The following is a 20517-nucleotide window of genomic DNA, read 5'->3' as shown; positions in this document are numbered from 1 at the left end:
TTAGCGTTGAGGGTATAAGGTTTCATGATTTTTATTTTCACCATAGTAGTTCTCGTAATATTCAGCGGATACGGTGGTTCTGGGACCGTTCTGATTAGCGAGATTCAACTGGCCGGTGAGACCGCCCGTGATGAGTTCATAGAGCTCTTTAACCCTTCCCCCTCGCCGGTGAATCTCTCCGGATGGCGTCTCCGGAAGATGACCTCTTCCGGCAGGGAATCCAACCTCCTCACGAAGTTCCCCGATATAACCATGCCACCTTTCTCCTTCCTTCTTATCGCCCATAAAGAGTATAAAGGCGAAGTCGAAAGGGATCTCAATTACAGCTCGTCCAGTTACAGCGTGGCGGCGAATAACACCGTTTTGCTTTACAATTCGAATGGGGATATCGTGGATCTCGTGGGAATGGGCGATGCAAGCGATCCGGAGGGATCACCCACGCTTAATCCCGATCCCGGTAAAAGCGTCGAGCGTAAACTGGTGGTTCTAAGGAACGGCCTCTGCGGCCCGGCGATGGATACCGATGATAACGGCCGGGACTTCATCCTCCGCGATGACCCCACTCCCTGTAATTCACTTTCACCGCTTCCAAAACCGGTGAGATCGCTTCAGATCCTTCGAAAGGGGAATAACGTGAAGCTGCTCTGGTCCGTCGATATCGGGGCACGGGAGTTCAAATGGCGGGTTTATCGTCAGGATGAAGGAGGAGATCTCACCCTCCTAACCTCTTCACCCCTCGGCGGAGGAAGAGACCGATATGAGTTTTCGGATTTCGTGCCGGGGAACGGAAGACATGAATATCTGCTTGAGGCGATGGATCCACTGGGAAATCTCTTCCGCCCTGTAAGCGTAACAGGCGTGTCGCGGCATGGAATGGCGATCACCACTTGGGGAGCGATTCGGAGACATAGGTGATTCCCCGGATCGTGCTTCGATCCGCGATCGCACGCGGGTCAGATTAAAACCAAATAAAGGAGGGCAAAGATGAAGGTTAAACTGACTCTTCTTCTGACCCCCTTGTTTATCATTTATGCCTATTTCGCTTTTGGGGCAACTATTGAGACGGTTGTGTATCCACAATATGTGGACGGAAGGAAATACGACGGGAAAGACGGCAACCCGTTCGCCGTTTTCGTCCGGATAACTGGGTGGACAACGGCTAAATCAAAGCTGGATAGTGGTGATTGGAAGGATATAACAGTAGGAGCTAATCCTGAAAGCGGGTACTACCACATATGGGACGGACAGCAATGGAACCTTGCTTACACGGAGGATTGCTTTTCGATTAAAGACGAACTCGATAGCAATGGGAATTGGGAAGGTTGGATCTTTCTGAAATCCCGGGGGAAATCTGGTCCTTTTAAAGCTTTTGCCGCTTACGAAACGCAGGCCGGAAATTGGTACAAAGCCTTTGAAGAAAGCGAAACGCATGCTGTAACTCTTCTCGGTGGTTCTGGGCAAGATCCAATAGCCGTATGCTATGCCAAAGCTGATTCACCAGCGTCGGGGAAAGTCATAGCGGCTTACGCAAAAGAGGATGATTCACCGCCGAGTCAGCAACCCCTTGGAACATACGCAATCGAAGATAACGGTGTAGATGAAAGTGTAGGAACTGACCCGCCTTATCCTCCTGGCACTGATGACCCTGATTATGCTAAGTTCGGGATAGGTTATTTCCGTCTCGCACTTCCTCGCAATACAACTATTGAGAAGTTCGTGTCCTATGAACGAATCGATAGTAACTATAATGGAGAACCTGAGATCTTCGATGTAGATACGAAATCTGAAAAAGGATACTTCTGGGTAACGGGTGATTCGAAAACGAAGGATCTAGAAGAGGGAAATAAGGATATCTCCCTGCCAGTAATCCTTAGCTTACACAGTGCCGAGAAAAAAGGTGATAGGGTGATCATCCGCTGGAGCACCGAATCGGAGGTGGACATCGTCGGATGGAACGTCTATAGGAAGTCGAAAGACGGCTGGGTTAAAATCAATTCCAAATTGATCCCATCTAAGGGGGAGATGGGCGGGAGATACGAATTCCTCGATCCGAAACCATCGGATAACCCTCGCCGATATGTGATCGAATGGGTGAATCTCAAAGGCGAGCGGGAGAGATCTGAACCGATAACGCTTGGTCGATCCGGGAGGTTAAAGGCTATCACATGGGCTGAGGTAAAAACCAAATGAGGATGATCAAGGGCATGAGATGGACCCTACAACCGCTCATGCCCTTGCTTCAACTCATGATAGGTTGCATATTCCCCGCAATAGGGGGTGAGATCGAGTTTCTCCCCGTTCCTCACTCTCTCATCGTTGACATAAAGTTCAAGGAGGACGATTCTCCCCTGAGTTTTCCCATTCAGATCTCACCGAACTTCGACCCGAAGTTTATAATCCTGGAACCCGATGATGCTCAGGAAGATCTGGTGAAGGTGGACGAAACGGGATACATGGGCGACGCCCGCGTGGCCCTGCTGACCGTTCAGCCGAGGTATAAGCATATCAGGGTGAAAATCGAAACGGGGATCTCCCGTTCAGGTTCAAATCCTCTCGCCTCATATGGAAGGCCCTTCGACGATTTCCTAGCCTCCCTCCTTCCCAATTTTACCCCCATCTCATCGCCCCAACCTCGTCCCGCTCCGACCGGTAAGGGCTGGATCCCTCCAAGCCCTGCCTGTAAGGTATACGTGCGGGAGGATGGTATCTATCACATCAACCTCTCAGATCTGAAATCGGCCGGGGTTCCGATCGAGGATATAGATCCCAGAACCTTCAGGATGTTCAACATGGGTAGGGTGGTGCCGCTGTTCGTCGCCGGGGAAAGCGACGGGCACTTCGATCCCGACGACTATATCGAGTTCTGGGGTGAATCATATCGAGATGATTACACCGATTTGAACGTTTACTGGCTGACATGGGGATCGAAACGAGGCGAGAGGATGGCGCTCAAGGATGGAGGAGGTAAAACGGGGAAGATCGTGGATAGGTGTGTGGTGACGGAACATTTTGAACGGAACGCACGGCGGATCGGCCTGGGATACATATCAGGGCTCAAGTCCTCTCTGTTCTGGACGGACATCAACCTGGGTGAGGCTAAAAGGGTGCGGCTCGATCTATATGGGGTGATCCCGAACGGCATGGCAAAGCTCAGGGTGCTCTTCTACGGCAGATCGCTCACCCATCATCACCTGAAACTTTACCTGAACGGCGTGCCCATCGGCGATCTGCGATGGAGCGGGCAGACCAAGATGGACTTTGAAACCGCTTTCCCGGCCGGTATCCTCAGAAACGGGGTGAACTTTCTGACGATGAGATGTCTCCTCGACGCTCAATCTGCCGACGTGGATCAGAGCGTGCTCGATTGGATCGATGTGGAATACACAAGAAGATTAACTGCTCATGACGATCTTCTCTCCTTCAAATCGCCCGATCTGAAGGAGGAGGTAACCTTCAGGCTGTCGGGGTTCTCAGGAAAAGGTGTTGAGGTTTACAGAGACGGATGGGTGAAATTCACAAATCTGAAACCCAGAAGGGATGGATCGGGATACACCTTGGAGTTCACCGATGTCCCCGGGGGATCTCAATATATCGCCCTGAGCTCCGATCGTAAGCTTAAGCCTGTAAGGATCGAGATGGACACCGCTTCTTCCTTAAGAAACGCCTCTAATTCGGCGGATTATCTGATAATCACGAGCGACAATCTAACCGATGCGGTTAAAAGACTCGCCCTTTACAGATCGCGCCGGCTCAAGGTCTATGTGGCTAAGGTGAGCGATATCTATGATGAATTCAACTACGGTATCCTCTCCCCAAAGGCCATCAGGGATTTCCTGAGATACGCCTACTTCCACTGGAAACGACCTGCCCCCTCATATGTGCTTCTGGTGGGTTCCGTCCCCGCGTATCGCTTCAACTCGTTCAAGTTCGGCTTCGCTTCCACAGATAACCTGTTGGTTTGTGTCAACGGCGACGATTCTCTCCCCGATATGTTCATCGGAAGGATACCAGCCAAAACGCCTCAAGAGGTGGAGAAGGTCACCGAGAAGATAATCAGACAGGAAAAAGAGATGAATCCGGGCGATTGGAGACGTAGATTGGTTTTCGTCGCCGCCCCTGGCTGGTTTGAGTCGAGCAGTGAGAGGTTGATCTCCGATTTCATCCCGTCTTGCTATGAGATTAAAAGGATCTACACGGATGAGAAATCGCCTTTTCATGGGACTTCATCAGATCTGATTGGGGCGATAAACGAAGGATGCGCCTTGGTGCACTTCAAAGGCCACGGCGGAGGCAGGATATGGAGCGACGAGAAGGTCTTGACCATGGAGCACGTCCCCAAACTTCATAACGCCACTGCACTCCCATTCGTGGTCAGTTTCACCTGCTTTACGGCTATGTCCGGAGGGCTGGGTGAAAAACTGCTGATGCATCCGAACGGTGGAGCCATAGGTGTTCTGGGGAGCACGGGACTTGGATGGGTTAAAGGGGATTACCTGCTAGAACAGGGGCTTTTCAGGGCAGTGTTTGAACATGGTTTCAGAAAACTAGGGCCGGTCGTCGTCGCGGCCAAGTTCCTGATGCCGAATTATATGCTGATCTATGATATCCTTAATCTCTATAATCTGCTCGGCGATCCCTTTTCGGACGTGCCGTTGCCCGAGGGACAAATCGAGCTACAGATCATACCAAACGGGGAATCGATCGAGGTGATAGGAAGAACCACTCCGCCGATAGATGGAGCCGGTGAACTCATGATTGCGGGGGAGAACGGACCGTTAAGGGATATCAGGGTCTCCTCCGAAAACGGGACGTTCCGATCCGATCTGAGAGGGCTTCCGGACGGCGTCGATCTTTCGATCACCGCCTACCTTAGAAACGAAAGCGAGGATGCCATCGGGGCGACTCACTTCAGAATGCCCGGTGAAGATGAGGTGGATCTATCCATCTCGCCTGATTCGGTGAGACTCGTCGAGGATCAGGGTGAGATGTTCCTGTCCATCAAGGTGGATAACCTCGGCGGCAGAAGCTCGGGGAAGTTCGAGGTGAGGGTTTACGTCGGAGATAAGGTGTTGACGACATTGATCCCAGCCGTCAAGGCCCATCGATCGGTAACGACTCTGGTCAAGCTGCCCCGGATATCCGGCGAGACCAAGATCGTGGTGGTGGTCGATCCACAGGACGAAATTAAGGAGGCGAATGAGGGAAACAACATGGTGGAGAAGAGGTTGACGCCTTTCTCTTCTAACGTCACCCCTAGCGCCGGGGGAAAGGTGCGGAGCCCCGATGGCAGGGTCACGTGTGAATTCCCGCCCGGATCGGTCATTGAGCCGACGACCGTTTCGATCTCCGTGAAGCTGACCGGCCTGCTTAATTCCCCTCAGCCCTCGATCCACCCCCTCACGGAAGCTTATGAGATCAGCTCCGATCCACCTCTGGCGAAAGCGAAGTTCAAGATATCCTTTAACGTCAAGGCAGAAGGTGAAATAGGGGTGTATCGATGGGAGGAGTCGCCCGGGATGTGGATCAGGGCCTTAGAGGGTGCTGAAGGGGAAGTGGAAAAGTTTGGGATCTATGCCCTCTGTCGATCGGAGGACAAGGTGCCGCCCAAGATATCTTTGAGTGTGATCGATCGTCAGCTCGAGATAGATGGAACCTACTGCTCCGAGAATCCCACCATCTCAGCTCTGATCATGGATGAAAACGGAATACAGAGGGCTGATATCTACCTGGATGGCAATCCGATACAGGATGAGAATTACGTTTTCAGCAGAATGGAGAAACGTCCGTGGGAGGCGACCTTGACCTGGGAGCCGGATCTGAGGGAGGGGAAACACAGGGTTAAGGTCATAGCTTATGATACCAGCCTGAACAGCTCGGAGGCAGCCATAGATCTCAACGTCGGCGGCGAGTTGAGGATCAAGGCGATCGCTAATCATCCCAATCCCTTCTCACATGAGACGTGGATCGCATATCTCCTAACAAGGGATGGCGATAGGGCCGAGATAAAAATATACACCACATCCGGAAGGCTGATAAGAAGGCTGAGATATCTTCCCGCGAAGGCCGGTTATAACGAGGTTAAATGGGATGGACGTGACGAAGAGGGCAACCCGGCCTCAAATGGGGTGTATTTCTATAGGGTGGTGGTCTTATCCGGAGGAAGGAGAACCTCTAAAACGGGGAAGATGATCGTATGGAGGGGACGTTGAACATTCTGAGGAGGCTGTCTTTAACCCTGATTCCGCTTCTGATCGCCCTGAACTGCAGGGCTGATTATGCCAGGGATTTCATGGATATAGCTCCCAGCGCAAGGGAGGCCGCCTTAGGCGGAGGAGGGGTTTCCAACTGTAAAGGCACTTTCGCTATTTTCTGGAACCCGGCCGTTTTAGAGCTCCAGACCAATGGGGTGGGCTTCGGTATGAGCCATAAGGCGATTCTAGGACTTGAAACCTATGACTTCATCTCGACCGCTTATACCCTCCCGCGATACGGCTCCATTGGGATCGGATGGATAAGATTAGGGGTGGGAGATATACCCCTCTACCCCGAGCTTCCCGGATCACACGACGAGAGGCTCGTTAACCCATATATGCGATCCGATTTCACCCCCATAGGATATCTCGATGACGTCGAAACAGCTTTCGTCCTCTCATACTCTCAAGCCCCTGTGAGGTATTTCAGGTATTATCGAGGGGAGAAGGTGATAGCCCTCGGCGCCAGCATGAAGATCTTCGCTCAGAGAATGGGTAAGATGCGGGGCAAAGGGGTCGGCTGGGACCTCGGTATGATGGTGATCCTCCCGGGAATGGAAGGATGGGACATAAGGATAGGCGGCATGATATCGGATCTGTTTACGAGCAGGATTCACTGGAATAACAGCACGAGCGACACCATCCCCGCCGATTTCAGGATAGGGATCTCAGGCGAAAGGCGCATCGGCAAATGGGGGACCTTAACCCTGCTGGGTGCCATCAAAACCCGATACTCGACCATCTTCAGCTTAGGATCGGAGATAGGAATAAAAGATGCGCTTTTCCTTCGGGCAGGCCTGGCTAACCTGGAGCCCTCGTTTGGGGTGGGGTTTAAGGTCAAAGGTTTAACGCTGGATTATGCCCTACAGATGAAAGGGTTATCTGCAAGCCACTTGGTGAGCATAAGGATGTAGATAAAATTAAAGCCCCCATGGTCGAGCCATGGGGGCAAAGAGCGTGATACCTGCCTCCCCAGGTTTGGGCGGTGAGGAGACAGGTTAGAAGCGGATCACTAATATTATAAGCAATTTGCATACCAAATGTCAAGTCTTTTTTTCATCTCGGCCCATCCCAAGAAAGCCCCTATTTTTCAGACCTTTTCCCGCCGTTCCCCTTAAAAGGGATTAACCACCTCGGCTTTATGTTTCACTTTGGTAAACCACCTGGTTCAATTAGAAACATCCTCCTTTTTTCAAACCCTGGGATATGGTTTCAGGATAAGTTTTTCGACCTCAAGCGGATCACATCCGTATCTCCTGGCGAACGATTCATGTATCCCCCTTTCCACTTCCGTCATCTCTGTAAGCGGCAGTTTTACAGGGGAACCTTTCCCGGCGGACTCGCGGATCGCTATCGAGAGTTCCTGATCCTTCCCGGCCTGTATCGCCCCGTATTCCGGCTCCTTATCCTCCACCACCGCCCTGTAGATGCTGTAAAGCTCCGACGCCACGGCGAGATGGCCCCATGAGAGGCTGTATCTCTTGAAAGGGTTCTCCCACTCCAGAGGAGGATCGGTATCGACCACGATCCTATCCGGAGCGGAGTCGGTTGTCAGGTACCTCATCTGATATCGCTTAACCTCGCCTCCCTCCGCCAGGAACAGATCGTCGTTCACAGCGAATCCTTTAGCTCCATCGACCCTATAGAACCTGGGCGCGTTGCGTCTCAGCACGCTGGAGTAGGTGTTCGAACCCTCGTGTATCCCTATGACGCCGTTTTCAAAGGTGATGATCCCCATGATCCAGGACTCAGAGGTGATCCTCCTACCGGCGTGATCCGTGACGAGCGGTATCTCCCAATAACCTGTCTTACCCATCGCCTCCACCGCTTCAGCCCCTGCCAGCACTCTGATTATGTTCATCGCATGGTATCCACCCGTTGTGTAGACGCAATATGTGCGGACGACATCTCCGATGACTCCCGAATCGGCTATGACCTTATGCATCCGCTGCTGGGGGAACCTCCAGACGTTCTCGGCCACCTCCAGTTTCACCCCGGCTTCCTGAGCAGCCTGGATCATCAGATCGGCACACGGCAGCGTGATCGCTATCGGCGTCTCGACCAGCATGTGGACCTTGGCTTCGGCCGCGGCTTTGGCTACGGCGTGATGTCCGTCCGCCGGGACGATTATGTCGACCACATCCGGCTTGGCCTTTTCGAAAAGATCGTAAACGGAGCTGAACCAGGCCGTCTTATACCTCTCGGCCACCTCCCTGGCCCTTTCAGCGTCTATGTCGCAGACGCCCACCAATTCGAAGATATCCTCCATGACCGCTATAACGGGAAGATGCGCATTCGCACGTCTTCCCACCCCTATCACGGCCATCCTTAGCTTCTCCATCCCTCACACCTCCTCTAGATAAACCAGATAGACCTGTGGATGCCCCGTCCTGTCCGACGTATAGATCACCTTCCGACCATCAGGGCTGAAGGAGGGATGCGGATGGGTCCATTGCGGCCCATATGTCCCCTCATCTACCTTCCCCCTGGCCGGGACGGTCTTTGTCCATTGTCTTCCTCGACAGGAGCTTTCCGGATAACAGAGCGGGCGATGCTCGCCCGTCTTCGGGTCGATGAGCCTCAACCCTATATCCGGATGGACGGTATCACAGACTATGAGCGATCCGTCGAGACGAGAGGAGGGGTGCCAGCAGTTGAAATCGCTTATGACCCTAACCTCCTCGGTCCTGACATCTATCCCCTTAAGCGCATAGGGCCAGTGAACGAACATCACCTCATAGCTCCGCCCCAGCCAGGATTCATGGGTGATCCATTCGTTCTCGTCATGTAGGTAAAGCGGCCTGTTCTCGGTCCCATCCAGCCTGACGAGCCACATCCTCTGGGTTATATCGCTTGAGTAGAGGATCAGGTTTCCCTCGGCGCGGCAGAACTGCACGTGTCCGACGGCACGTTCGGTCTCAAACACCACTCTTGCCCCTGACCCATCCGTCTCGACGACCGCTATTCCGTTTTTACCCTCAGACCTTACGACCGTGACGATCAGGGAGCCGTCTCCGCTCAGATTACAGTTCCCAACCCTACAGCCTGGGAACGAGGCAAGCACCTCCTCATCGAACGTCTCCAGATCGACCGCCCTGACCTCCTCCCTCGTCGAGAAGAAGAGGCGTCGGTTATCGTTTGCAGGGACGGCCGAATACGGGTTCAGATCGTCAAGCTGGGTGAGTTGGACGATCTGGCCCGTCTCCTCATCCGCCATGAACAGGTTGGGTTCCCCCGTGCGGTATGAGGTGAAAATGATTTTCCTCCCGTCGGGCGTGCAGGATGGATTCAGGAAGTAGAGGTTGTGGTTGATCGAGGGGTGATCGGTTAACTGCAGTATGGATGCTCCCGTCCTGGGATCCCTGAGGGATTTCCTTTCGGAGGGGAATCTATCGCCTTTGGCCATGTCGCACCCCCTCGGATTTCATCGGATTAAGGTCATTTTCCACACAGCTCTATAATCTCCCGCTGACACGCGGCAGAGATACAAGCCGCTTGCCAACTTCTGACCCTTATCATCTCTCCCGTCCCATACCACCGAATAGCTGCCCGGGGGATACTCCCCCTCCACAAGGGTTCGAACGAGTTGACCGGTCGGAGTGTAGATGGAGATTCGAACCTTACAGGTCCGGAGCACCTCATAGGTGATCGTCGTCTCTGAGCTGAAGGGGTTGGGATAGCTTCGGAATGGACGGAGATGCTTAGCTCTTTCAGAGTTCCTCTCAGGTTCGACGCCCAAGCCCTCAATCCCCGTCTGAGGTCCAGTTGTCAGCTCACATATCAGATCGTTTGCCACCTCGACGGCTTTCAAAGCGAGGCCCTTCGAATAGTCGGTCAGGAATTTCCTCGCCAGATCTTTATCCTTAGAATATAACCTGAGCGCCTCCTCCTCAATGGAGGGTTGATCGACGAACTCCTTAGCCTCGAAGCTGTCCCAGACCTCTCGAACTCTCTTTATGCGTGCCTTGCGATTTTCGTTCACGAGGCTCTGTAACCTCCTGAACGTCCACCAGGCCAGTTTTGGGTCATAATCGAACGTCCCCGAGGGTGGATTGAAGTGATGAGACAATCTCAACTGTTCCTTGATATCCGCGGGCCTGTAGTAGCTCTCAGGGGTTTCGATGATCCCCAGATACCAGGGGATGAGTACGCTGCAGCAGGGCTCGGCGGAGGCGCGCCAATAGATACATCCGATCTCCGGGGGAAGCCAGTTTCTAAGCTGAAACACCGCCGCCTCCTGCGTATAGGAGGTGCAGATCGACCCTCCGGGGCCGTGGTATCTCAGTATATCTATCACATCCTTCACGGTGAGCTTGTGATCGGGCTTGACGGAGAAGGGAAGCTGCTCCGAAGGCGGCAGATCGTGGACTCGCCTCGTCACAAGCGACTGGCCTACCCACTGACGCGGGTCCTTCCTATCCGGCGGGGGATTGTATGCAGCCCTGAAGCTGAACGGCTTTCCCCCTTTAGGGTTGAACCACCCTCTCGTAATCGCATACTCTATGATATCCGGGGAACCCATGAAGTTCTCCGTGTCTTTCAGGTTAACCTCTGTTATGATATGGACGTTGGGCAGGAAAGCTACCTCATCGTCCGGAACCCTTCTAGCCACCCAATGTCTCCCTCTGACCATGGAAAGCAGCCAAGCTTCATTCGGATCGGCTATAACGAGCGTGCGTCCTGAGGCGACATATCCGAACCTATCTATCAGCTTTCCGGCGATCCGTACCCCTTCCCTCGCTGTTCTCGCCCTCTGTACGATCAACCTCCTCAGCATATATCCTATTCCGCCGTCCACTATCTCCCCCCGAGCTACAAGCTCTCCGTAGGAGTCCTCACGGGTTCTGCAGCAATCGCTGGCGACGGCAACGCCCCATTCGTTGATATATGTGTCGCTGAATTCAAGCCCCGGGTTTTCAGACCATATAAACGAGAAGGTCTCATCAACTTCGGGCAGGCTCCCTCCTCTGAGGAGTTTCACCACATCTCCCGGTTTGTGCTTGATCCTCGGTATGACCCTGAGGTTTATGATTCTCCTTCCCCCGTTTTGCTCGTTGTGGCCGAATATAACGGAACCGTCCGCCGATGCCTCCTTCCCGACGACAACAGCATAACATCCAAAAGCCGGAGGAGCTATCACCGACACAGCCGATATGACCAACCATAGGAGGATGAGATATAACATCACTGCATTCCTCACCGCATCGTCTCCATTACATGCTCCTGCTTTAAGGCCCATCCTTCCCCTCTCCTAATCGATCGGATTTTCTATTTCACCAGTTCCCTTAAAAACCTAGCCGTTTTCCTCACACCCTCTTCGGGGCCGAAGAGCGGATCTTCGTGCTCGAAGGAGATCACGTAGTCGTAACCCACCTCCTTATAGGTGCTGATAAGCGCCTTCCAGTTTACCTGACCGAAGCCGGGTATTCTGAACCTCCACCATCCCTTACCCATCACCCCCTCAAGCCTGAGGATATGATCTAGAATCTCCGTGTCCTTCGCGTGTGAGTGGAAGATCCTACCTCCGAAACGGCGCACAGCTTCAAGATAGTCAACTCCTTGCCAGACGAAATGCGAGGGATCGAAGTTCAAACCGAGGTTCTCCTGAGGGAGTTCGTTGAACATGCGTTCGATCGTGGGGATATTGTGGACCATAAACGGAGGGAAGGTCTCGATCGCGATCTTGACTCCCACCTCCTCCGCTGCTTTAAGATGCTCGCCCATGATCCCTTTGAACAATTCCCAGTTCTGCGTCTCATCCAGATCGGATAGAGGAACGCCGCTGACCGCCGTTACCACGGGAACTTTCATCGCCCCCGCCGCCCGTATAACCCACCTGAAATGCTCGTTGAGGTTTTCCCTCTCCGAGCTATCGGGGTGAATATGGTTGACATGACAGGTTAAAGCTGAGATAGTCAGCCCTTTCTCGTGAACCTTACCGAGTATCTCCTCGGCCTTCCCCTCTGCCGTCTCTCTGGGCGAGATATGCCTGCTCCACGGCCATGCCGCTACCTCCACGGCATCATAGCCCGTCTCTTTAGCGAGGTCCAATACCTCTTCTAGGGGACGATCATTCAAAACAGCGGTTAGAAATCCCACCTTCATAATTCACTCACCTCCACCGGTTTCCCGGTTTCCATGGATTTATACGCCGCTATTACCAGAGCTAAATCCTCCCTTCCCACCTCGCCGGTTACAATAGGTTCTCTCCCCTCTTTAACACACCTGACGAAATGCTCTATCTCCAAGAACATCGCCCTATCCGGAGGATCTGTGGGAATTAAACTTTTCTCCCCGCCCATCTTTTCGATCCAGAGGCCGTTCTGTTCGTAAATGCTTCCATCGGTCCCACATGCGATGAACCAGGGCCCTTGAGGTGCTCCTGGGGTGCCCCATGTCACGTTGACCTCACTTATCACTCCGTTTCTGTGCTTCATCAGCACCAGCGCTCCGTCCTCCCCTTCCATCTCCTTCACCGTCTGGGGAGGTTTCAGGGCGTAGACCGTCTCCACGGGTCCGGCGAGGTTGAGGGGTATATCTAAGAAGTGGATTCCTCGGTCGATAAGCGTTCCACCGCCGGTCCTTTCCTTCGATCGTCTCCAGCCCGGTGGGATGTGGAACTGCCATGAGTTGGCTTGAACCATGTTAAGCTTTCCTATGGCACCTTTATCGATGAGCTTCCTGGCCTCTACAACAGGCGGGTGAAACCGCATGTTCTCCGCGATCATAAGTATCACCCCCGCGGATCGGACTGCAGATATCACTTGGTCAGCCTCCTGGAGCGTCCTGGCTATCGGTTTCTCCATCAGGATATGTTTGCCGGCATCGGCGCACATGCGCGCAACCGGAAGGTGAAGATCATGGGGGAGGCATATATCGACGGCCTTCACATCAGGTGAGCTGAGGGCTTCATCGAGGGAGGCGAACGTGCCAGCAAATCCAAACTCCTCGCATAGCTCTCGAGCCTTGTCGGCGTCGATGTCAAAGGCGAAGACGTCCACCTCGTCTTTAAGCTCAGCATATGCTCTTGCATGCTCACGAGCGATCGTTCCACATCCGATCAAGCAGGTTTTCAACTTCATATCTGTTCCTCCTGATGAGGTTCATCATCAATGATACAACTCCTTATGGTAAAATGCAACGCTCATAGCATAGCTGCTTTAGCTTTCAGTTACGGTGGTCGGCGTGCAGCCGATGGTGGGCGTTTTCAAACTGGCTGACAGCAGGTCGTTTTTGGATTACCTCTAGGAAATAAATAGGATATTCTTGACAGATGTTGAATAGTATGATATATTTGTTTTCAGTTAAAGTCGGGATGGAGGCTTAACGATGAAAATAAGATCTATGTTCACAGCCATCTCAATCGTTATGTTCCTTGTTAATCCGCTTGTGTTTTCGGCGGGGGTAGATCCGGGGAAGCTCGGTGTCATATATAACTGTGCTTTCCCCTATACCGTGAAACTTGACGGCAAGTTTAACGACTGGCCCAAAGCTGTTCCCTGGCATAAAGTGCCCCATGATATGGGAACGCAGCCGGCTCAGGACGATAAGGACGCCTCATATGAGTTCGCCTGTCTCGCCGATGAACAGTTCCTCTACGTCGCTTTCAAGGTTTACGACGATAAGAAGGTGGTGGATGAAGATACGGGATGCAATGTGTGGAAGGATGATTCAGTGGAGATATATATAGACGGCGGCAATGAGAAAGCTGGGGCCTATGACGGGAACGACTCGCAGGTGACGATAGGAAGGGATAACGTGGGAGGAGATCCGGATAACCCCAAGCTGGGAGGATGTGTGGGGCAGCTTCAAGGGCCTAACACCAAGACGAAAGCTTTCGTAGTGGACACCGATTATGGATGGGCTGTGGAAGCTGCTCTACCGCTTGAGACATGGGGGATCAAACTGAGCGATGGCTTGGTTATCGGGTTTAACACCCACTTAAACGATGACGATGACAAGGGACCAAGGGATCACAAGCTGATATGGAGCGTTAAAGACGTGGCTGATAGAAGCTGGACCGATCCATCAGTTTTCGGTGAGTTGAAGTTTGTAAAAGTCAACCTGGCTGTTTCACCTGGGGGAAAGCTTACCACTGTCTGGGCTTCGGTAAAGGTCAGATAGAAGGAACTTCCCATGAAAAGCCTGGTGTTACCTTTGCTTCTTCTTTCCCTAACCCCGGCCTTCGGTGGGATCTTCATAGACGATTTCGAGGACGGCGATAACTACGGATGGAAGGTCATATCGGGTGAGTGGAAAGTTGAAGGGGGTGCCTACGTCCAGAGTCAGGATCTGCCGATGGAAGCCAGGAACCTCTCCGGCGCCTTCTACACCCTTTTACAAAGCCCATGGAATATAGCGAACGGCACCATAGAGCTTACGGTCAGATTTGAGGAAGGGGCGGAGGAGAGCGATCAGGCGTTGCTTCTTTTCAGAATGGTGGATGAGCTGAACGGTTACGCGCTAAAGCTGAACGCTGACGGATTGACCGTATATAAGCTCATAAATGGAAGCTTCAACACAATAAGGATGGAGCCATCGGAGGTGAAATTCCCGGAGGATCATATCAAGGTTAAGCTGGACGGGATGTGGATCTGGGTCCACCTGAACGGGGTATTACGTATGAGGGTGGGTGATGCTGACTTCGAGAGGAAAGGGTTCAAAGAGGGGAAAGTGGGATTGGGAGTCGTGGCATGTCAGCACCCGATTCACTTCGAAGAGATAAAGGTCGAAGGGGAAAACATACGCCAGTTTCGAATAAACCTGCCCGTGGAGCTCGATGGAGAACTTCCCCTCACATGGGCTGCGCTGAAAGAAAACAGGACGGAAGCTGAATAGAGCAGCGGAGATATGAGCATCCGGATTGCGTAAGTCCGCCTCTATTCCTCCTCGTCAGGTGAATAGTAGTCGCTGTATTTCGAATCGCTCTTGTTTCCCTTGAGTGTAGGTAGGGGCGAAAGATTTTTCGCCCGTACGGTAGCAATCAACGTCCTATCCCTTTCACGATCAGAGGCTAAGGTTAAGGTCGAGAGACGAGAGTCTGGAGTCCAGAGTCCTTTTTTGTCTCTCGACTCTTAACTCTCGACCATCTTAACCTCAGCCTAAACCTTAACCTGTTTTTGCATCTCATTACACTCAGCGATAATATGAGCGATGACGATAAATGACCCTTTTATAAAGGAGGAGCTCCGATGGAGGGAAATCCGACTGTTCTCTTTGTAGAACCTGGAAAGGTGGTTATAGAGGAACGCCCCGTCCCTAAGCCGGGAATGGGGGAGATGCTGGTCAAGACCAGCCGAACGCTTGTGAGCACAGGTACGGAATTAACCATCCTCAGCGGCCAATTCCCACCTCACTCCAGATGGGCCCAATACGGCAGGTTTCCCTTCACCCCGGGCTATGATAACATAGGCAGGGTGATAGCCGTAGGTGAGGGCGTCGAGGAGAAATGGGTGGGGGTAAAGGTGGCGAGCTATGCACCGCACGCCTCATATGTGATCGTCAGGCCCGAAAGCGTCCGTACTGTTCCTGAAGACGTCCCGGACGAGGAGGCGGCCTTTTTCACAATAGCTGAGATCGTCATGAACGGCGTCCGGCGCGGAGGGGTTCAATGGGGCGAGTCGGTGGCCGTATACGGCCTGGGACTGCTGGGACAGTTGACCGTTAGGTTCTCCCATCTGGCCGGCGCCAGACCGGTCATTGGAATCGACATCGCTGAGAGTCGGCTGAAGCTGCTGCCTCAAAAACCAAAGATCAGAGGGGTTAATCCCGAGGTGGAGAATCCTATCGATGTAGCCGATGAGATGACGAGGGGAAGGATGGTGGATGTGGTCTTCGAGGTGACGGGCAATCCGGAGGTTATACCCAAGGAGTTCGACCTTCTGAAAAGACAGGGGAGGCTTGTGATACTGAGCAGTCCCAGGGGATCTACGAGGGAGTTCGACTTCCACGACCTATGTAACGCCCCCAGCTATACCATCATCGGCGCCCATAACTCATCTCATCCCCGATATGAAACGCCATATAATCAATGGACACAGAAACGACATGCAGAACTCTTTTTCGACCTGATCTTGGATGGTGAGATCGACGTGAGACCGCTTATCTCGCATACCGTCTCCTTCTCGCGGGCGCCTGAGATATACGCCATGCTCCTGGAGGACAGGTCACAGGCGATGGGTGTGATATTTGAGTGGTGAAGTTAGAGCTTTAAGAGCTTTTTAGCGTTTTCGCACCTTATCGCCCTCGCTTTCTCCTCATCGATCGGGAGCTTATGAATGAGATCGACGATTGGAAGGGGTTGGCCCGCGTGTAGATAATCGGTGCCGAAGAGAAGCTTGTTCCAGTTTCGCTCCAGGAACTCCTTGGTGAATTCGGGATCTCTGGTGAGGGCGTTATATCCGGAACCTGCCGACAGATCGGCGTAGACGTTCGGGCACTCTTGAAGGATCAGATCGGCAGCTCCGCCCCGTTTGACGGGACCTTTAGGATATCCGACGCCCTCCTCCACCTCGGCGGATATCTCGCTCCACCATCCCGGCCCGTGCATGATGAAGATGGTGTCAGGGAGTTCCTCGGCCAACCTGCGCAATCTCGGTAGTCCCGGCTCATCCCAGTTTAATCTCGGCTTGATGAGATGATCCATGTGGATCAACACCGGCAGGCCGAGTTCGCCGCATATCCTATATATCTCGACGTTTCGGGGATCATCTATCGGCATGCCGACCTTATGCTCGCCGAATCCCACACATCCCATCTCCTTGTATCGCTCAATTCTCCTCTTGGGATTCGATCTCCTCGGATCGACGCAGCAGAACGGTATCAGCCTTTCAGGGAACATATCTCTCGCTCTGAGGGCGGCATCGACGGTGAAATAGGCGTCGCTCGCCTCAGGGCTATCTAAGGGCAGAAGCACGGACTTATCGATACCAATCCTGTTCATCGTATCGACCAATTGCTGGGCAGTCAGAGGTCTCCTTCTCGGATCGCCGTATATGACCTCTCCCAGATGGGTGTGAATATCTATCAGGTCTCCCATCATGACACCTCTGATTCATTGAAGTCTGAGCTTTCATTATATCTCTTGAGCGGACAATTGTCAATTATATCCACGTCTCGGGTGAGCGAACGTCTGCTGTTGGGCTTAGACTTGACAAAATCACCTGGTATCGTATAATTAAAGTGGCTTTAACTATAATGCGCGGGGGATCAGATCGCAGGGATTTTCGGGTTTGACATAGTATATCCTGGATGGTATAGTATCGTTTGAAGAGATCAAAGCAAGGGAGAGATGGGAGATGTATGTTCAAAGACAACAGGGATATACGCCGAGATATATAAGCACACCGCCGCCAACGATTCCAACCGTTCCGAGGTTGGTAGTTGAGATATTCGAACATGTTAACTTTCAGGGGAGACGGGGCTGGGTGGTGGCGCCCGTCAGATTCACGGGCGATATAGGCTTCCAGGATAACATCTCCTCCTGCATAGTCTACAAAGGCCCCAACTTCAGGCAAAGTCCTAACTATAAGGTCATCTTCCATGAACACATAAACTTTCAGGGACGTAGGCTGATACTCGGCCCCGGGTATTACCCGAACCTTCATGATGTGGCGTATAACTTCGGGGATAGGATCTCATCGATAAGCTTCGGGCCTGCCCTTGACACGGCGGGACCGGAGTTCGGCACGATCCCGCTCATAGTCGAGGTCTTTACCGCCCCGAATTTCCAGGGCAGACGAGCTTTGGTTCTGAGGGACATCAGGTTCACGCGGGATATCGGGATGCAGGATAACATCTCCTCAATCCGGATCTACAAAGGCCCGAATTTCCCACCTCAGGGTGCCAAGGTCATACTTTACGAGCATATAGATTTCGAGGGGGCGGAGCTGCCGATAGTAATGCGTCCGACCGATTTCCGTAAGGAGATACCGGATCTGTCCCTGTTGCCTCAGAGCTTCGGCAACCTGATATCCTCGATCAGGATCGAAGGTTGGACCTCCTCCTCTCAGTTCGATACGCTGGTCTTCCAGGATGAGTTCGACGGCGAGCAGATGAACCCCGTGTGGAGATGGGTCGATCCGAACGGCGGAGGATCGTGGTCGGCGAGACAGGGTTATCTAGTCATGAGGGCCGAGCCCGGTCAAGATCTGTGGTGGGGGCCGAACGGGCGCGGAGGGGATATGTCTGCGCCGAGGCTCATACAGCGCATCTCAGGTGATTTCGCCATCGAGACGAGGATACCGGTCACACCTCAGCTACGCGAGCACGGAGGGCTGTTAGTCTGGAAGGATGAGAACGCTTTTCTCCGGTTGGAGAAGACCTCCGGGCCTCACGCTTTCAGAGGAGACGTGAGGTTCGAGCGCCACATCAACAGGATCTACCAGCTCGTCGGCCGAGCTCCGGGACTGCGAAGGGCCAAGCAGGTTTACCTGAGGATAGAGCGTTCGGGCAATCAGTTCACTGGCTATGCTAGCGCCGACGGGGTGAACTGGATGATGTGTGGCACCACCAATGTGGGTATGGGCAACCCGATATGGGTCGGACTGCATGCCCTTGCCCCGGGTAATATCCCCCCGACGGTCACGCGGTTCGACTACTTCAGGATCTTCCGCAGAAAGACCGAGGCCGGCACGGGCATATACGGGGCCACAATGCAACAGCCGATGGTGGCTCAACCCACTCAAGCAGCCGCCATGTCGCCGTTGCAGAGGTCGCAGAGAGAGCTTCAGAGGTTCCAGAGCCTCAGACAGCTTATGTGAGAGGTGATACGGTATGCCGCTTTCACCGAGGCTGATAGTCGAGGCATATGAACATCCCTTCTTCAGGGGGAAGAAGGTCACGATAGTCGATTCTGTACCGCATCTCGCCGAGCTGGGAGCAGATAACATAATATCCTCGGTTAGGATCTACAGGGGACCGAGCTTCGCCACAGCGCCGAACTTCAAGGCGGTCTTTTACGAGCATCCCAACTATCAGGGCCGCTACATAGTGCTCCCGCCGGGCTTTTATCCCGATATACATACCACCCCATATAATTTCGGCAACCGTATCTCCTCCGTTTCCTTCTCCCCTTCCATGCCGCCGACAGCTCCCGATTACGGCCTGATACCGGTTATAGTTGAGGTTTACAGGGATTCGGAATACAGAGGTCCCAGGAACATCATCCTGCGAGACGTCGGCGATGCCAGAGATATCGGGCTCAATAACGCCATATCCTCCCTGAGGATACAGAGAGGACCGAACTTCCCCTTTAAAGGATGTAGAGTCCTGTTCTTCGAGAGGCAGTATTTTCAGGGCAGATATATGACGATCGAGCTCAACCCGCGCGAGTTTTATAAGGAGATCATGAACCTCCATATGATACCGGAGCGGTTCGGCGATGTGATCTCTTCGGTGAAGATATTGCCCGAAGGGCAGTTCAACGTTCTGGTCGTGGAAGGGGATACCCGCTCGCAGGAGCCCGGCATCCTGGCTTCCCTGAAGGAGGTCCAGGGAAGCAAGATCGATTACACCTTCGTGATGGTCAACCCAAATAGGGAGAACCATGGCGATCCTAATAGGGCGATCAGCCTTTCGACCATCAATCTGGACAATTTCGATATCATATGGCTCACATGGAATGCGTCCGGACACGATAGGGAATACTTCCTGGAGGACGCCGAGCAGATGATACAGGATTTCGTCGCCAGAGGTGGGATCGTATGGAGTTCGGCCATGGACGACAACATCGTTGAAGGGCAGGGGTGGAGAGGCGGATGGCTCCCGGTGCACCGTCATCCCATAACGGTCGTCAACTCGGAGGACGTAAACGTCAAGGTGACAGACGAGGGATTGAAGACGGGCATGTTCTCATGGCCGAATCAGGTGGATCTCAATGCCCTGTATACCGATGATCACTGGATAACGAGGGATTGGAGGTATGTGATTTTAGCCAGGAGGGATGATGAGAAGAAGGAGCCCGTCTCCTTCAGGCTTAAATGGGGCAACGGATATTACGTCGGATTCGCCCTCGATACCCGTGACGCCAAGAGGGCGGAGGCGGCGAAACCCTTCATAGAGAATGTGCTCTGTTACCTTATTAGCCTTGCCTGGCAGACCTCACCTAGACAGAGGATAAGGCTTGCCAGAAGGCAGAGCGGTATTTCAATCGGCTACGGCTATTCTTCTCAAAGCCTGTCCGGTGTGATATAGAAACGGGGAGGATACGATGCGGCTTATCATAGCCATATTGATGGTTCCGATCGTCATAATCTCGACGATCCTG

Annotated in this window: 15 protein-coding genes; 9 read left to right on the top strand and 6 right to left on the bottom strand. The window is 53.0% G+C overall.

Features of this window, described 5'->3' with window-relative positions:
- Positions 1-24 precede the first annotated feature (24 nt).
- The 4 genes from J7M22_04575 (at position 25) to J7M22_04560 (ending at position 7165) form a co-directional block, all read left to right on the top strand.
- Positions 25-915 (top strand): lamin tail domain-containing protein, encoded by an 891-nt coding sequence (locus tag J7M22_04575; protein ID MCD6505884.1) that lies wholly within the window; start codon positions 25-27, stop codon positions 913-915.
- A gap of 69 nt (positions 916-984) precedes the next feature.
- On the top strand, positions 985-2190 hold the full coding sequence (locus tag J7M22_04570) for a hypothetical protein (protein MCD6505883.1): 1206 nt from the start codon (positions 985-987) through the stop codon (positions 2188-2190).
- Positions 2187-6209 (top strand): hypothetical protein, encoded by a 4023-nt coding sequence (locus tag J7M22_04565; GenBank protein MCD6505882.1) that lies wholly within the window; start codon positions 2187-2189, stop codon positions 6207-6209. The genes J7M22_04570 and J7M22_04565 overlap by 4 nt, the downstream gene beginning before the upstream one ends.
- On the top strand, positions 6206-7165 hold the full coding sequence (locus J7M22_04560; GenBank protein ID MCD6505881.1) for a hypothetical protein: 960 nt from the start codon (positions 6206-6208) through the stop codon (positions 7163-7165). Before J7M22_04565 ends, J7M22_04560 begins: the two co-directional genes overlap by 4 nt.
- A 278-nt stretch (positions 7166-7443) precedes the next feature.
- Here J7M22_04560 and J7M22_04555 read toward each other — a convergent pair whose 3' ends face one another.
- From J7M22_04555 to J7M22_04535, 5 genes are read right to left on the bottom strand one after another with little or no spacing between them, the layout of a single operon-like run.
- On the bottom strand, positions 7444-8592 hold the full coding sequence (locus tag J7M22_04555) for a Gfo/Idh/MocA family oxidoreductase (protein MCD6505880.1): 1149 nt from the start codon (positions 8590-8592) through the stop codon (positions 7444-7446).
- A gap of 3 nt (positions 8593-8595) precedes the next feature.
- A complete protein-coding gene (locus J7M22_04550) occupies positions 8596-9657 on the bottom strand; it encodes a PD40 domain-containing protein (GenBank protein ID MCD6505879.1) in 1062 nt (353 codons plus the stop codon).
- A gap of 18 nt (positions 9658-9675) precedes the next feature.
- Positions 9676-11490 (bottom strand): C69 family dipeptidase, encoded by a 1815-nt coding sequence (locus J7M22_04545; protein MCD6505878.1) that lies wholly within the window; start codon positions 11488-11490, stop codon positions 9676-9678.
- A 29-nt stretch (positions 11491-11519) separates the two neighbouring features.
- Positions 11520-12356: a sugar phosphate isomerase/epimerase gene (locus J7M22_04540; GenBank protein ID MCD6505877.1), complete on the bottom strand. Its 837-nt coding sequence runs from the start codon at positions 12354-12356 to the stop codon at positions 11520-11522.
- Positions 12353-13333 (bottom strand): Gfo/Idh/MocA family oxidoreductase, encoded by a 981-nt coding sequence (locus J7M22_04535; GenBank protein MCD6505876.1) that lies wholly within the window; start codon positions 13331-13333, stop codon positions 12353-12355. Before J7M22_04535 ends, J7M22_04540 begins: the two co-directional genes overlap by 4 nt.
- A 247-nt stretch (positions 13334-13580) precedes the next feature.
- Between J7M22_04535 and J7M22_04530 the strand changes: the two genes are divergently transcribed.
- From J7M22_04530 to J7M22_04520, 3 genes are all read left to right on the top strand, one after another.
- A complete protein-coding gene (locus tag J7M22_04530; protein ID MCD6505875.1) occupies positions 13581-14375 on the top strand; it encodes a hypothetical protein in 795 nt (264 codons plus the stop codon).
- 12 nt (positions 14376-14387) lie between these two features.
- A complete protein-coding gene (locus tag J7M22_04525) occupies positions 14388-15089 on the top strand; it encodes a hypothetical protein (GenBank protein MCD6505874.1) in 702 nt (233 codons plus the stop codon).
- Between the two features lie 353 nt (positions 15090-15442).
- Positions 15443-16450, top strand: a complete 1008-nt coding sequence (locus J7M22_04520) for a zinc-binding dehydrogenase (GenBank protein ID MCD6505873.1) — start codon at positions 15443-15445, stop codon at positions 16448-16450.
- 2 nt (positions 16451-16452) lie between these two features.
- Here J7M22_04520 and J7M22_04515 read toward each other — a convergent pair whose 3' ends face one another.
- Positions 16453-17289 (bottom strand): amidohydrolase family protein, encoded by an 837-nt coding sequence (locus J7M22_04515; GenBank protein ID MCD6505872.1) that lies wholly within the window; start codon positions 17287-17289, stop codon positions 16453-16455.
- 259 nt (positions 17290-17548) lie between these two features.
- Between J7M22_04515 and J7M22_04510 the strand changes: the two genes are divergently transcribed.
- Both J7M22_04510 and J7M22_04505 read left to right on the top strand, forming a co-directional pair.
- Positions 17549-19012 (top strand): DUF1349 domain-containing protein, encoded by a 1464-nt coding sequence (locus J7M22_04510; GenBank protein MCD6505871.1) that lies wholly within the window; start codon positions 17549-17551, stop codon positions 19010-19012.
- Positions 19013-19025: 13 nt separating this feature from the next.
- Entirely contained in the window at positions 19026-20444 is a 1419-nt protein-coding gene (locus J7M22_04505; protein ID MCD6505870.1) for a hypothetical protein, read from the top strand.
- The last annotated feature ends 73 nt before the right edge of the window (positions 20445-20517 follow it).

It is taken from the genome of Candidatus Poribacteria bacterium (assembly GCA_021162805.1).
Taxonomy (GTDB): Bacteria; Poribacteria; WGA-4E; order B28-G17; family B28-G17; genus JAGGXZ01.
The sequence above is the reverse complement of the archived record's forward strand: the minus strand, read 5'-3'. Positions and strand labels throughout refer to the sequence as shown.